The sequence below is a fragment of the Blastococcus sp. VKM Ac-2987 genome, from assembly GCF_026967805.1.
Lineage (GTDB): Bacteria > Actinomycetota > Actinomycetes > Mycobacteriales > Geodermatophilaceae > Blastococcus.
This window is the reverse complement of sequence record NZ_JAPVBG010000003.1, coordinates 841,102-855,307: the sequence shown is the minus strand read 5'-3', so window position 1 is coordinate 855,307 and position 14,206 is coordinate 841,102. Positions and strand designations below refer to the sequence as shown.

Annotated in this window: 9 protein-coding genes; 4 read left to right on the top strand and 5 right to left on the bottom strand. The window is 75.8% G+C overall.

Going from position 1 to position 14,206, the window contains the following annotated elements:
• Window positions 1-59 precede the first annotated feature (59 nt).
• From O2W17_RS19255 to O2W17_RS19235, 5 genes are all read right to left on the bottom strand, one after another.
• Complete coding sequence (locus tag O2W17_RS19255) at window positions 60-821, bottom strand: hypothetical protein (protein WP_269194066.1); 762 nt, start codon at window positions 819-821, stop codon at window positions 60-62.
• Window positions 822-1,068: 247 nt separating this feature from the next.
• The gene (locus O2W17_RS19250; protein ID WP_269194065.1) at window positions 1,069-2,646 is read right to left on the bottom strand and encodes a cryptochrome/photolyase family protein; all 1,578 of its coding nucleotides are present in this window, start codon (window positions 2,644-2,646) and stop codon (window positions 1,069-1,071) included.
• A gap of 133 nt (window positions 2,647-2,779) precedes the next feature.
• Entirely contained in the window at window positions 2,780-3,847 is a 1,068-nt protein-coding gene (locus O2W17_RS19245; RefSeq protein ID WP_269194064.1) for an NAD(P)/FAD-dependent oxidoreductase, read from the bottom strand.
• Window positions 3,840-6,158, bottom strand: a complete 2,319-nt coding sequence (locus O2W17_RS19240) for a hypothetical protein (RefSeq protein WP_269194063.1) — start codon at window positions 6,156-6,158, stop codon at window positions 3,840-3,842. Before O2W17_RS19240 ends, O2W17_RS19245 begins: the two co-directional genes overlap by 8 nt.
• 196 nt (window positions 6,159-6,354) lie before the next feature.
• Entirely contained in the window at window positions 6,355-7,263 is a 909-nt protein-coding gene (locus O2W17_RS19235) for an NAD-dependent epimerase/dehydratase family protein (RefSeq protein ID WP_269194062.1), read from the bottom strand.
• Between the two features lie 257 nt (window positions 7,264-7,520).
• On the opposite strand from O2W17_RS19235, the gene O2W17_RS19230 reads away from it, so the two are divergent.
• The 4 genes from O2W17_RS19230 (at window position 7,521) to O2W17_RS19215 (ending at window position 14,193) form a co-directional block, all read left to right on the top strand.
• Window positions 7,521-8,546, top strand: coding sequence for a 3-oxoacyl-ACP synthase III (locus O2W17_RS19230; protein ID WP_269194061.1), 1,026 nt, complete (start codon window positions 7,521-7,523; stop codon window positions 8,544-8,546).
• Complete coding sequence (locus O2W17_RS19225; protein WP_269194060.1) at window positions 8,543-11,149, top strand: alpha/beta fold hydrolase; 2,607 nt, start codon at window positions 8,543-8,545, stop codon at window positions 11,147-11,149. The genes O2W17_RS19230 and O2W17_RS19225 overlap by 4 nt, the downstream gene beginning before the upstream one ends.
• Window positions 11,146-12,168, top strand: a complete 1,023-nt coding sequence (locus tag O2W17_RS19220) for an NAD-dependent epimerase/dehydratase family protein (RefSeq protein ID WP_269194059.1) — start codon at window positions 11,146-11,148, stop codon at window positions 12,166-12,168. The genes O2W17_RS19225 and O2W17_RS19220 overlap by 4 nt, the downstream gene beginning before the upstream one ends.
• Before the next feature lie 282 nt (window positions 12,169-12,450).
• Entirely contained in the window at window positions 12,451-14,193 is a 1,743-nt protein-coding gene (locus O2W17_RS19215) for a PHA/PHB synthase family protein (protein WP_269194058.1), read from the top strand.
• The last annotated feature ends 13 nt before the right edge of the window (window positions 14,194-14,206 follow it).

Below are 14,206 nucleotides of genomic sequence, written 5' to 3'. Positions count from 1 at the left end.
TCGTCCGCGACGGCCGATGAGGAGCCGGCGTCGGCATCGGACACGACCGAGACGTGGTCTCAGCCCGCCGTCGTGGGGCCCGGGTCCCGATCGGTCTGCCCCGGCATCCGCGACTGGTCCGGATGCGAGCCGGTCGGGCCCTCGTCGCCGAGCGCCTCGGCCTTGAGCTGCGCCTTCAGCGCGTCCTGCCGGCGCCGGCGCCGGATCTCCGCGCGGGCGAGGGCCGCCGCCAGGATGACCGGCCAGACGTACGTCATCTTGTCGGCGAGCCAGCTCACCCAGCCCGGGACCTGCCAGTCCGGCAGCTCGACGTCCGGCCACGGGATCGACGGCAGGTCGACGTCCGGCCACGGGATCGACGGCAGGTTCCAGTCCGGCCACGGGATGGCGGTCGCCAGCCGGACCGCGAGGAGGCCGAGCAGCAGCGGCACGACGACCTTGCCGACGCCTCCGGCGACGGTCACCGCCGCGTGCCGTCGAGGATGCCGCCGGATCCGTTCCTCGCGGAGGGCAGCGGGCGACCCGGGCTCGGGATCCAGATCGATCCCACCCGCTCCGAGCAGGGCGCGGGTGGCGGCGCTGACCTCGCCGTCGGCCCGGTACCAGGTGACCCGCCTGGGTCGCCCGACGGCGGTGAACCTCACCCCGATCGCGCCGACGTCCGGGAGCTCCTCGGCATGCGCGTCGGTTCCCGAGCCGCTCTTCTCCAGCCGGTCACCCGGCTCGAGCCGCACGGTGTCCTCCGAGGATCTCGTCACGGCGACCAGTTGCCCGTCGACGTGCCAGGTGACCGTCCGGGAGAACGAACCGGTGACCTCCACGCGATGCCGCTGTCCACGTACTGACAGGTCCCAGCCCTGGACGTCGTCGCCGGACACCATCAGAAGGTAGCGGCGCTGCCGGCGTGGGTGGAAGCGACGCCGGAGCAGACGGCGACCGGCCTCGTGGACACCGCAGAGTGCTCCGCGGTCAGGGCCCGCCGGGTCTCGTCGACCGTCGCGTCCCCGATGAGGGCGACGGATCGTGTCCCGCGGCGTGCTGTCGGCCGGTGGCGCCGTCGCCGGCCGCCTACGGCGGCTCGGTCCCGCGGCGCTGCTCCTGCTCGACCACCGCGGGCAGGTCCTTGAGCCGGTCCAGGCCCTGCAGCGGCCGGCGCATGCGGTGGTTGCCGGCCAGCAGGTCGCGGGTGCGGTCGAGGAAGGCCCAGTAGCCCGCGGTGTAGGGACAGGCGTCCTCCCCGAGCCGCTTCTTCGGGTTGTAGCGGCAACCGCGGCAGTAGTCGCTCATCCGGTCGATGTAGGCGCCGCCGGAGGCATAGGGCTTGGTGGCCAGCACACCGCCGTCGGCGTGCTGGCTCATCCCGACGACGTTGGCGACCATCACCCACTCGTAGCCGTCGACGAAGGTCTCGTGGAACCAGTCGGTCATCGCCGAGGGGTCGATGCCGCGCTGGAGCGCGTAGTTGCCGAGCACCATCAGGCGCGGGATGTGGTGCACCCAGCCGTCCCGGCGCAGGTCGCCCAGGACGTCGGAGAGGCACGCGGCGTCCACGGCGGTGTCGTCGAGGCCGGCCAGCCAGCCCGGCACCCCCTCGCGGGCGGCCAGGAAGTTCCGCTGCCGGAAGTCGCGGCCGAGGTGCCAGTACATGTGCCAGATGTAGTCGCGCCAGCCCATGACCTGCCGGACGAAGCCCTCCACGCTGTTCAGCGGCAGGGGGTCGCCGTCGGCGACGGAGTCGCGGTAGCGCTGCTCGGCCCGGCCGACGACGTCGATCGGGTCGAGCAGGCCGAGGTTGAGCGCGGGCGACAGCAGGGAGTGGGCCAGCCACCGCTCGTCGCGCAGCATGGCGTCCTCGTGCGGCCCGAAGGCGCCCAGCCGGGTGTCCAGGAAGTCGTCCAGCCGGTGCAGCGCCTCGCGCCGGGTGACCGGGAACAGCCGCGGACCGTCGTCCCCGACGAAGGACGCGTCGCCGGCGGCCACCCAGCGGTCGAGGTCGGCGCGGACCTCCTCGTCGATCTCGTCCTCCTCCGGCCACCACGGTTCGGGGGCCGGCGACCGGCCGTCGGCGGGCGGCGGCTGCCGGTTCTCCTCGTCGAGGTTCCACCGGCCACCCACCGGCTGGGCGCCGTCCATCAGGACGTCGTGGCGCCGGCGGGCGTCGCGGTAGAAGTCCTCCATGAGCAGCCGCTGCCGGCCGCGCCCCGCGGCCCAGGCCGCGAAGTCCGCCTGGCTGCTGACGAAGCCACGAGCGGCGAGCATCTCCACGCCCGGGCGCCGCAGGACGAGGTCGCGGCTGCCCCACGACGTCGGTGCGCACACGCTGAGCGGCTCCCGGACCCGGTCGAGCGCCTCGGCGTAGGTGCCCACCTGGTGGAACTCGGCCCGGTCCCCCAGCTCCGCGGCGCGGTGCCGGAGGGCGGAGAGCACCAGGTGCGCCTTCTGCCGGTGGAACCTCCGGCGGGCGAACACGGCCCGGGACTCGATCAGCAGCACCGGCTGCTGCGGCCCGTCCAGGAAGTGCGGACCGAGCTGGTCGGCGAAGCACCAGCGCCGGGTTCCCGGTGCCCGGTCCGGGAAGCCGCCCAGGGCGGGGTCCGATCGGTGGCCGTCCGGCTCCCCCCTCCGACCGTCCGCACCCGCCGCCACCGGCCTCACCTCCTGGCGGACATCGTGCGGTGCCCGGAGGTCCGCGCGCGACTCGTGGTCGCGCTCCCCGGGCGAGGACGCCCGCCGACCGGCAGGGGCACCGGTTCCCGCCCGGCCCGTGGCGTCGGGCGCGTCAGCCCGGTCCGGCCGCCGACCAGGGCGGCCACGGGAGGCGGGCGTACAGCTCGCCCAACGCCTGCACGTCGTGCCCCAGCCAGTCCCGCAGCCACGACCGGTAGGCGGCTGCGGCCCGCTCCTCGGTGACGGCGCCGACCGCCGTCCGGCTGATCGCGTGCGCCGCGAGCATCCCGGACATCAATGCGCGCAGGACGCCGTGCGACGACGCGGGGTCGAGCACGGCCGCCGCGTCGCCCACGACGTACCAGCCCGGTCCCGCCGCCCGGGAGGCGGAACGCCAGCCGACGTCCGCACCCCGGTCGGGCACGCGTCGCCGCAGACCCTGGAACTCCCCGGGGAGCCAGTCGTGCGGCACGCGCAGCCCCGGTCGCCACACCCGCGTCCACGTGTAGAGGCCCGGGCCGGTCCGCGCGGTCCAGGTCCAGCCGTCGGCGTCGGCCACGAGCGACGGGGCCTCGTCCCGCACCGCGCACCTGCCCTGCAGGTAGCCGTAGCGGGCGACCAGGGGCGGCGAGAACCGCACCTGACCCAGCCCCAGCCGCCGGGGGAGGAACCCCGGGGCGCCCGTGGCGTCGACGACGGTGCGGGCGTGCACGTCGCCGTCGTCCGTTCCCACGCCGGCCACCCGCCCACCGTCCACCAGGACCGCGCGGGCGCGCCGTCCGGTGTGCACCTGCACCCCGGCGGCCGACGCCCGTGCGACCAGCAGGGCGTCGAACTCCGCCCGCCGGGCCTGCAGGCCCCGCCACGGCCCGGAGTCGTCGGCGCCGAAGGCCACGAACCGGGGCGTGTCGCCCCAGGCGACCCAGTGCCCCTCGTGCCGCTCGAAGCCGGCTGCCGCGACGGCCTCGGCGACGCCGAGCTCGCGCAGCAGCGGTTCCACGCCCGGGTGCAGGGTCTCCCCCGGGCGGTCCCGCGGGAGGTGTTCGGCCTCGAGCAGGGTGACGCGGAGCCCCCGCTGGACGGCGGTCAGCGCGGCCGCGCAGCCCGCGGGGCCGCCGCCGAGCACGAGCACGTCGGCGTCGTCAGCTCCGTTCCCGGCCGCTCCCGCGCCGTCAGACATGCCGGACGTGCCACGTGGCCCCGGCGCGGACCAGCACCACCGGGGCGCCGCCGACCAGCACCAGCCGACGCTCGGTGACCCGGAAGCGGCGGAGCCGGTGATCCGCCGGCTGCTCCGCGCCGGCCGCCGGCTGGTACATCTCGATGCGCCAGACGTCGGCGCCCAGCTCCTCCCCGGTCGCCTCCTCCGCCGCGCGCAGGTCCGCGTCACCCGCACCGGCCGCGCGGAACGACAGGACGTTCCAGGCCCGCTTGCCGCGGGGGTCACCCGGCGCCACGCCGACCGCCAGGTACGCGCGCGCCATGGCGAGGACGCGCCCCATGTACTCGGCCGTCCCCAGGCGTCCGGTGAGGGCGAGGGTGAACCGCCCCGCGAGCGCGTTGGCCACGTAGTCGACGTGGTCGAAGCTCGCGTACTCGGCCACGTCCGCGCCCCCGACGGGGCGTGGCCCCGGCACCCCGTCCCACGGCAGGTCCCCGGTGCTGCCGATCTCCTCGTCGGTCAGCGGGCTGACGGTCGGGAAGACCTGGGAGAAGCTGCGGCCCGCATCCGGGGCCACCGCCGGCCAGAAGGTGCTCAGCGCGGCGCAGAGCTTGGAGTCCTCCGGGAACGGGCTGCCGAGCCCGTAGGCGGCGAGGTGGGTGACCCCGCCGCTGACGTCGAAGCTGGTGTCCCACCCCGGCGCGAACACCCCCGCGGCACCGTCGGGCAGGGGGTTGTGCCGTTCGCGGTGGGGGTCCCGCAGGGGACGTCGCGCGACGGGCGACCGGCGCGGCAGCGAGACGATCGCGGTGACCGTGTCGTCGGCCTCCCGGAAGCCCGCCGCCGGGACGGCGGGGTCGCCGGCCCGGAAGTCGAGGTTGTTCAGCTTGAGGTTCGGCGCGATCCGCTCGTCGGCCAGGGTGAACGGCGGGGTCTCCCAGAGGGTGGCGCGCAGCGCGCTGGGCACCCGCTGCAGCCACCACTCCATGACGTTCCGCTGCTCGCAGCGGAAGAAGAAGTCGGGCGCGGCGACGAGGGAGTAGGCCGGCACCGTCCGCGGTACCGCCACGCGCAGCTGCGGGCACACCGGCTCGATCCAGCCGTCCGCGGTGAAGTCGACGTAGTGCTGCGCCCGGTAGCCGCCCTCGCGCACCCGGGCCGCGGGGTCGGCCAGGTCGTTGAGGTCGGTGACCGGCTCATCGGGCGCCGTCCGCACGTGCACGTACTCCGGTGCCCGCCGCGGGCCGTCGGCGGTCAGCTCCAGGGTGGGCGAGAAGGTCGTCCGGCTGCGCAGCTCCGCTTCCGGCGGCACCCGGAAGGTCAGGGGCCGCCCCTGGTAGACCGCCTCCGCGACGACCGACGGGTGCGGGACGGGCACCAGCAGGCCGCGGCCGTCGTCGGGACGAGCGGAGAACTCGGCGATGCCGTCGGTGAACCGGAACGGCGGCCGGTCGATGTCGGGAGAGCTCCAGCCGGAGTCCGCACCCCGGCGCCCCATCTCCCGGTGCGCGCGGCGCAGCTTCTCGTTCACGTGGTGGGCGCGGAGGTCGACCCGCAGGTCCATCCCGTGGATGCACTCGGGGCCGTCGAACAACTTGTGCAGCGGCACCCAGAACGTGCGCGCGTCGTCATGGGGGTCGACCGGGTCGTCGGCACCGCGCCGGAAGAGCTCCGGGTGCCGCGCCCGGAAGCTGAAGCGCATCGGCCCGAAGCTCGCCTCGTCGCCCTCGCGCTGCACCGCGATCCAGGCCGAGTACCTCGCCGGGAGCACGCGGAGGGCGTGCGGGTCACCGTCGACGAACGGCGTGAAGCCGCGCCGTGACCCGTCGTACTCCGGGTCGTGGGTGCCCACGCGGGCGATGCCCGTGCGGGCGGCGCACAGCTCTCCGTGCCGGCGGTGCACCGAGTCCACGGCGGACCGGTACTCGGTGGCGAACACGGCGACGGCCAGCAGGTCTCCCCCGGCGCGCCCCGCGAGCTCTGCCAGTGACGGCGGCCGGACCCCGAACACGTAGTTCTCCACCGCCTCGAGCTCGGCCGGGGTCGGGAAGGCCGTCAGGTCGACGCCGCCGACCTGCAGCACGGTGGGCGATGCCAGCGCGTGGTGGAGCAGGCTCCGGTCGGGGTCCCCTGGTTCGATCCCGCGCTCCCCCTCCTGCGCGAAGTCCTCGAACCCGGGGATCGAGCGATCCACCCCGGCCAGTGGTCTGGCCAGCTCGCTCGACAGGTCCGCCGCGGTCAGGTCCAGACCGTGGGCGGCCAACAGCTCCGCCCACCCGTGGGGGGCCAGCCGGGCACAGGCGTCCCGCACCTCGTCGAGCAGCGTCATGGGGGCTCCCTGGGGCGGCGGACGGCGGTCGTCCGGCTCCGGGACGAGGCGGCCGCCCGGTCCCGCCGTCGCACCGCGTCCCGACGGCGGGAGTGTGCTCGGGCCCCTGTCACCGCCGCGTCAACGACCCGTCACACCTGCCCCGCTCCCCGGCTCCACGGGCCGCGCCCGGGAGCAGCAGCGGTGGCGGGGGCCGTCACGGACGGGACGTAAGACCCCGCCGCAGCTCGTCCATGGCCTGCGCGAGGCTCACCCGCGGCGTCCAGCCCCACCGGCGCGCACGGTCGGCGCGCAGCTGCCCGGTCCAGACCGGCTCGTCGGTCCACTCGGGCGCGACGCCCAGCGCGTCGGTCACCGTGCCGAGGTAGTCCCGCCACGTCGCCGGCTCGCCCGCGACGAGAACCGGCGTCGTGCTCCCGGCGACGGGGCCCCGCTCCGGGTCGTCGGCGCTCGCGACGGCGCCCGAGGCGACGTCGGCGATCAGGGCCGCCAGGTCGTCGACGTGCACCCACGCCCAGGTCTGCGCCGGGTTCGCGGTGCGCTCCCCGTCCCGGACCGCTCGCGGGCGCAGCGTGTTCCAGACCGACGTGTCGCCGGCTCCGATGATCGCCGGCGGGCGGACCAGCACGGTCGTCAGCCCGCCGACCTGCGCGAGCGCGACGTCGGTGGCGTTCTTGGTGTCGGGGTAGTCGCCGCTGCCCTCGGGGAGCAGGGCGCCGTCCTCGGCCACGTCCCCGACGCCGGCCGAGCGGTCGTAGACCCCGGCCGTGGAGACGTGCACGAGCCGGGCGACCCCGGCGTCCCGGGCAGCCCGGGCTAGCGCCGGCGTCTGCTCGGCACCCACCCGGTGCTGCACGTCCCGGGGCGAGCCCATCGGGTGCACCGTCGTGACGACCGCGTCGGCGCCCCGGGTCACCTCGCGGGCGAAACCCTCGTCGGCGAACTCGCCGACGTGCTCGGTGACCCCGTCGAGCACGGGCGCGCTGCCGGCGCGGCGGACGACGGCGCGCACCTGAGCCGACCGCTCGACCAGCGCCCGGCACACGGCGGTGCCCACCAGCCCGTTCGCACCGGTCACCACGACGACGGGAGAGGAAGTCACCATGCCGTCCACCCTGCCAGCGACCACCCGGCGGCGCCCGCTGTCGGGACGTCGTCCGCGCCGGGAACGACACTGCCGTGGCGGACGGCGGGCCACGTCCCGGAGGTGCGCCGCCCGGCCGTCCACCCTCCCCGCGGCCGGTCGGTCCGCCTTCGACGGCACAATGGGCCGGTGTACGCGCCGCCCTGGGGGGTAAGCGCGCCGGACGAGGGTGGCGCACGAGGACGGCGGCCGCCCGCCGCACCTCACGAGTGGACCTGATGACCGGCAACGCCACACACCGATTCAGCAACACCGCGATCCTCACCGTGCAGACGGCGGACGCGTCCCAGATCGTCACCTCGGCTGCGCTCGACGAGCAGCTGGGTGACACCTACCAGCGCGTCGGGCTGCGGCCCGGGCTGCTGGAGCGGCTCGCCGGCATCAAGGAACGCCGCTGGTGGGCCGACGGCGTCTCGTTCGCCGACGGCGCCGCCACCGCGGGCGCCAAGGCGATCAGCGAGAGCGGTGTCGACCCCGCGCACATCGGCCTGATGGTGAACACCTCGGTCAGCCGCAAGCACCTCGAGCCGTCCACCGCCGTGGCCGTGCACGACGCCCTCGGGCTGCCGAGCTCCTGCCAGAACTTCGACGTGACGAACGCCTGCCTCGGCTTCATCAACGGCATGGAGCTGGCCGCGGCGATGATCGACGTCGGGATGGTCCGGTACGCCCTCGTCGTCAACGGCGAGGACTCACGACCCGTGCAGGAGCGCACCATCGACCTGCTCAACCGGCCGGACACCGTCGCCAAGGACGTGATGGGGCACTTCGCCACGCTCACCCTGGGCTCCGGGGCCGTGGCGATGGTCCTCGGCCGGGCCGACGAGCACCCCGAGGGCCACCGGCTGGTCGGGTCCGTCAGCCGGGCGGCCACCCGGCACCACGAGCTGTGCACCGGCGACAACGACGGGATGCAGACCGACCTCAAGGGCCTCCTCGACGCCGGCCTCGCCCTGTCCGGTGAGCTCTGGGCGGACGCCGACGCCGAGTTCGACTGGGCGCGGGGCATGGACCGCTACGTCATCCACCAGGTCTCCAAGGTGCACACCGGCGCGCTGTGCGACCGCTTCGGCATCGACCGGGCGCGGGTGCCGACGACCTTCCCGACCCGGGGCAACCTCGGCCCCGCATCGGTGCCGTTCACCCTGGCCGGCGAGGCCGACACCCTCGCCGACGGCGACCGCGTGCTGCTCATGGGGATCGGCTCCGGCCTCAACGCCTGCTGCCTCGAGATCGCCTGGTGACGGCGGGATCGCCGGTCGAGCTGCCGGGGCTGGACCCGTCCTGGTCGCGGTGGATCACCGTCTCCGACGCGGACGGCGAGAAGCACCGCTGGCACGTGCTCGACAACGGTGTCCCCGACCCGGTCGGCACCCTGCTCTGCGTCCACGGCAACCCGACCTGGTCCTACCTGTGGCGCCGCCTCGTCGCCGCCGCCCCGCCGGGGTGGCGCGTCGTCGCCCCGGACCAGCTCGGCATGGGGTGGTCCGACCGCCCGGCCGGACCGCGGACCCTGACCCAGCGGGTGGCCGACCTGGGACGCCTCACCGCCGAGCTGGGCGTCAACGGGCCGGTCGTGACGGTGGCCCACGACTGGGGCGGCATCATCTCCCTCGGCTGGGCCCTCGAGCACCGGCAGGACGTGCGCGGCGTCGTCCTCACGAACACCGCCGTCGCCATGCCCGAGGGCGACCTCGGGCCCGCGCTGATCCGGCTGGCGCACGCGCCCGTCCTGCGCTCCGCCGTCACCCAGGCCAGCTCGGTGTTCGTCCGCGGGGCGACCGCGCTGTCCCGGCCGCCGCTCCCCCGGGAGATCCGCCGGGCGTACGCGCAGCCCTACCGCACGGCCGAGCGGCGCCGGGCCGTGGGCGAGTTCGTCGCCGACATCCCGTTCGCGCCGGGGCACGCCTCCCGCCCGGCGCAGGAGGCGATCGCGGAGGGCATCCGCACGCTGGACGTCCCGGCCCTCCTCCTGTGGGGTCCCCGCGACCCGGTCTTCGGCGAGAAGTACCTGGCCGACCTGCGCGAGCGGCTGCCCCGGGCAGCGGTGCACCGCTACGAGAACGCCTCCCACCTCCTCCCCGAGGACGCTCCGCAGTACGCCGATGCGGTGGCCACGTGGGTGACCGACACGTTCGTGGCGCCGGGCGCCCCGGCGCCGGGCGAGGGTGAGGCCCCGGCCGAGCCTGCCCGGCCGTGGGCGGCCCTGGCCGCTCGCTCCGACGACGACTCCCCGGCCGTCGTGGCGGCGGGCGGGGCCTCGGTCAGCTGGGCGCAGCTGGCGAGCCGGGTCTCCCACCTCGCCGCCGGTCTGGCGGCGGCCGGCGTCCGTCCGGGCGACCGGGTGGCCCTCCTGCTGGAGCCCTCCGCCGACCTGACTGCAGCGGTCTACGCCACCTGGCGCGCCGGAGCCGTCATCGTCGTCGCCGACAAGGGCCTCGGCCTCCGGGGCATGCGGCGCGCGCTGCGCGGCGCGGCGCCGGACCACGTCCTCGGCAGCGCCGCCGGGCTGGCCGCCGCACGGGGAATGGGCCTGCCGGGCACCCGGATCGGAGCCGGGCAGATGACGGCCCGGCTCCGCCGGGCACTGGGCGCCGAGCACGACCTGGCCTCGCTGGAGGCGCTCGGCCGGACGTCGCCCGCGCCGGCGGAGGCCGCGCCGGACGACGACTGCGCGGTCGTCTTCACCTCCGGGGCCACCGGCCCGGCCAAGGGCGTGGTCTACACGTCCCGCCAGGTCGGCGCCCAGCTGGAGCTCGTCCGTGCGGCCTACCGCCTCACGCCGGGCGACTCGCTGGTCGCCGCGTTCGCCCCCTTCTCCATCCTCGGACCGGGTCTCGGGATCGCCTCGGCCGTCCCCGACATCGACGTCACGGCGCCCGGGACGCTCACCGCCGCGAAGCTGGCGGACGCCGCGGCCGCGGTGGACGCCACGGTGGTGTTCGCCGCGCCGGCCGCCCTGCGCCGGGTCGCCGCCACCGCCGCGGACCTGACCGTGGCGCAGCGGTCGGCGCTCGGCCGGATCCGGCTGCTGATGTCCGCCGGGGCGCCCGTGCCGACGTCCCTCCTGCGCGACCTCCGCGGCACCTTCCCGGCGGCCGAGCCGCACACTCCGTACGGCATGACCGAGGCGCTGCCGGTCACCGACGTCTCCCTGGACGACGTCGAGGCCGCCGGGCCGGGGAACGGTGTCTGCGTCGGCCGCCCGGTGCCCGGCGTCGAGGTGCGGATCAGCCCGCTGACCCCCTCGGGCGTCGCCGACGGCCCGCTCACGAGCGCTGCCGGTGTTGCCGGTGAGATCGCCGTGCGCGCGCCGCACGTGAAGGACCGCTACGACGGCCTGTGGGCCACCGAGCGTGCCGCCGGGCGCGACCCGGGCTGGCACCGCACCGGGGACGTCGGCCACCTCGACGGCGAGGGGCGGCTCTGGATCGAGGGCCGCCTCGCGCACGTGCTCACCACCGCGGACGGTCCGGTGACCCCGGTCGGCCCGGAGCAGCGGATCGAGCAGCTCGGCGCCGTCTCCGGCGCCGCGGTGGTCGGGGTCGGCCCGGTGGGCGCCCAGGTCGCCGTGGCCGTCGTCGTGCCCGCCGGTGCCCGGCACCGGCGCCGCCCGCTCCCGGCCCGGCCGGGCGCCGAGCGGCTCGCCGTGGCGCCCGCCGGCCTCGCGGAGCCGGTGCGGGAAGCGGCCGGGATCGACCTCGCCGCCGTGCTCGTGTCCGGCGCGCTGCCGGTCGACATCCGGCACCAGTCGAAGGTGGACCGGGCGGCACTGGCCCGCCGGGCGACCCGGGTGCTCTCCGGCACGCCGGTCCGGTGGGGGGCCCGGCGCGAGAGCACGCCATGAGGGTCCTGGTCACCGGGGCGAGCGGGATGCTGGGGCGGGCCACCGCCCAGCGGCTGCTCACCCGCGGGGACGAGGTGACGGTCCTGCAGCGCCGTCCGTCCGGCCTGCCCTGCGCCGAGGTGCTCGGGGACGTCGCCGAGCCCGCCGTGGTGGCGCGCGCCGCCGCGGGGCAGGACGCCGTCGTCCACCTCGCGGCGAAGGTGGACGTCACCGGCAGGTGGGACGAGTACGCGCGCGCCAACATCCGGGGGACGGAGAACGTCGTCGCCGCCTGCGCCGCCGGGGGCGTCGGGCGGCTCGTGCACGTGTCGTCGCCGTCCGTCTCGCACGCCGGGTCCCCGCTGTTCGGGGCCGGCGCCGGCCCCGCCGACCCGGCGCGGGCCCGCGGCTCCTACTCCCGTTCCAAGGCGGTGGCCGAGCAGGTGGCGCTGGACGCGGACTCGGCCGCCCTGGCGGTGCTCGTCCTGCGCCCGCACCTGGTGTGGGGGCCCGGCGACGAGCAGCTCGTGGCGCGGATCGTGGCGCGGGCCGCCACTGGTCGTCTCCCGCTCATCGGCTCGGGCGCCGCGCTGATCGACACCACCTACGTCGACAACGCCGCAGCCGCCCTCGTGGCCGCGGTCGACGCCTGCGGGCCCGTGCACGGCGAGGCGCTGGTGGTCTCCAACGGTGAGCCCCGCACGGTCGACGAGATCCTGTCGCGGCTGTGCTCGGCGGCCGGCGTGCCCGCGCCACGGGGACGGGTGCCGGCGCACGCGGCCTGGCTCGCGGGCGCCGTGGTGGAGGGCATCTGGTCGGCGACCGGCCGGCGCTCGACCCCCCCGCTGACCCGGTTCCTCACCGAGCAGCTGACGACGGCGCACTGGTTCGACCAGCGGCGGACCCGGACCGCGCTCGGCTGGCGGCCGGAGGTCGGCCTGGACGAGGGGTTCGCCCGCCTGGCCGCCTGGTACGGCGGCGCGGGCCCGGGTGCGGACCTCGCGGTCAGCCGCTGCACACCGGGAGCCGCGTCCGGGTGACGCGGCTCCCACCGGTCGGCGCGGGCCTGTCCGTACCCGGATGACGAGTGGCGGGGGTGGATGCCCTCGCCCACGCCGCCCTCTCCCCGACGAGAACGCCGACCTCGAGGCGGTGCTGGCCGAGGTCGCCGACCGGACACGCCACCTCGCCGAGGAGGGCGAGCCGCGCGGGCGAGGCTCTCGTCGGTGACATCGCCGATGGCCAGGGCGCCAGGAGCCCCTCGGACGGCAGTCGGCCGCTACGGTCACGTCGTGCAGTGATCCGGGTCACAAGGGGGCGTCATGTCGACCACCACCGCAGCGCCGAACCCGACCTCGCCGGATCGCGGGCGCCGGGCTCCTGCGGACCCGGCGCCGACGACCGAGTCCGAAGCCCTCGCCTCCGTCGAGGGCGGCGAGACGGTCGCCCTGCCCACGCCCCGAGGTGTCGTCCGCGGGCTCGTCGCCACGTTCGCCCGCCCCCGGCCGCTGGCGCGGGAGACCGCCCGGCTCGGACGCGACACCGTCCGCATCCTCCGCGGGACCGATGAGTTCGCCCCCTCGCCGAAGGACAAGCGGTTCGCCGACCCCGCCTGGTCGCAGCACCCGGGCTACCGGCGGCTTGCGCAGTCCTACATGGCGCTCTCCGGGTCGCTGCATCGCCTCGTCGACGACTACGAGACCGGTGGCCCCGACTGGCGCGAGGTGGAGCAGGCCCGCTTCGTCCTCAACGCCTTCATCAGCGCCGCGGCCCCCACGAACACGCTGCTCGGCAACCCCGCCGCGCTGAAGCGCGCCTTCGACACCGGCGGGCGCAGCCTCGTCAGAGGCCTCGGCCACATGCTCCACGACATCCGGCACAACGGCGGGATGCCGAGCATGGTCGATCGCAGCGCCTTCACCGTCGGGAAGGACCTCGGGGTCAGCCCCGGGGCCGTGGTCCACCGCGACGAGGTCATCGAGGTCATCCAGTACGCACCGTCGACGGCGGGGGTGCGGCACCGGCCGCTGGTGATCGTGCCGCCACCGATCGGACGCTTCTACTTCCTGGACCTGAGCCCGGGACGCAGCTTCGTCGAGTACGCGGTCGGCCAGGGCTTCCAGGTGTTCATGGTCAGCTGGCGGAACCCGACCAAGGAGGAGGCCGACTGGGACCTGGACACGTACTCCGGCGGCGTCCTGACCGCCGTCGACGTCGCGCGGGAGATCACCGGCTCCCCCGACGTCACCACCCTCGGGTTCTGCGCCGGCGGCCAGGTGATGACGACTGCGCTCAACCACCTCGCCGCCACCGGCGACGACCGCGTGCACGCCGCCGGCTACGCGGTGACCCTGCTCGACTTCTCGAGCCGGGCACCGCTGGGCGCGTTCTCCGCCCCGCGCGTGATCGACCTGGCGCGGCGGAACTCGCGTCGCGGCGGGGTCATCACCGCGCGGCAGATGGGCTCGGCGTTCACCTGGATGCGACCCGACGACCTGATCTTCAACTACCTGGTCAGCGAATGGCTCATGGGTGAGGACCCGCCCGCCTTCGACATCCTCGCGTGGAACGCCGACGGCACCAACCTGCCGGCGCGCCTGCACGAGCAGTTCCTGGACATCTTCGGGAAGAACGCCCTGGTGCGACCCGGAGCGATGCGCGTGCTCGGCACACCGGTCCACCTGAGCCGGATCACCGTGCCCACGTTCGTCACCGGCGCGCTCACCGACCACCTGACGCCGTGGCACGGGTGCTACCGGACGACGCAGCTGCTCTCCGGGCCGACGACGTTCGTGCTCAGTTCGAGCGGCCACATCCAGAGCCTGGTCAACCCACCCGGGAACCCCAGGGCCAGCTACTGGACGGGCGGCGATCCCGGCCCGGACCCGCACGCCTGGCGCGCGGCCGCGACGAAGCACACCGGCAGCTGGTGGGAGCCCTGGGCCGAGTGGATGCTCGACCGTTCCGGCGACGAGATCCCCGCACCCACCACGCTCGGCAGCGCGACCCATCCCGCCCGGGAGCCGGCACCCGGCACGTACGTCGTGGAGCGCCGCTCGGGCTGAGCCCGTCCCTCCC

Coding starts and splice junctions, on each gene's coding strand:
- O2W17_RS19245 (WP_269194064.1), bottom strand. CDS start 3,847: ATGTCTGACGGCGCGGGAGCGGCCGGGAACGGAGCTGACGACGCCGAC.
- O2W17_RS19240 (WP_269194063.1), bottom strand. CDS start 6,158: ATGACGCTGCTCGACGAGGTGCGGGACGCCTGTGCCCGGCTGGCCCCC.
- O2W17_RS19235 (WP_269194062.1), bottom strand. CDS start 7,263: ATGGTGACTTCCTCTCCCGTCGTCGTGGTGACCGGTGCGAACGGGCTG.
- O2W17_RS19230 (WP_269194061.1), top strand. CDS start 7,521: ATGACCGGCAACGCCACACACCGATTCAGCAACACCGCGATCCTCACC.
- O2W17_RS19220 (WP_269194059.1), top strand. CDS start 11,146: ATGAGGGTCCTGGTCACCGGGGCGAGCGGGATGCTGGGGCGGGCCACC.
- O2W17_RS19215 (WP_269194058.1), top strand. CDS start 12,451: ATGTCGACCACCACCGCAGCGCCGAACCCGACCTCGCCGGATCGCGGG.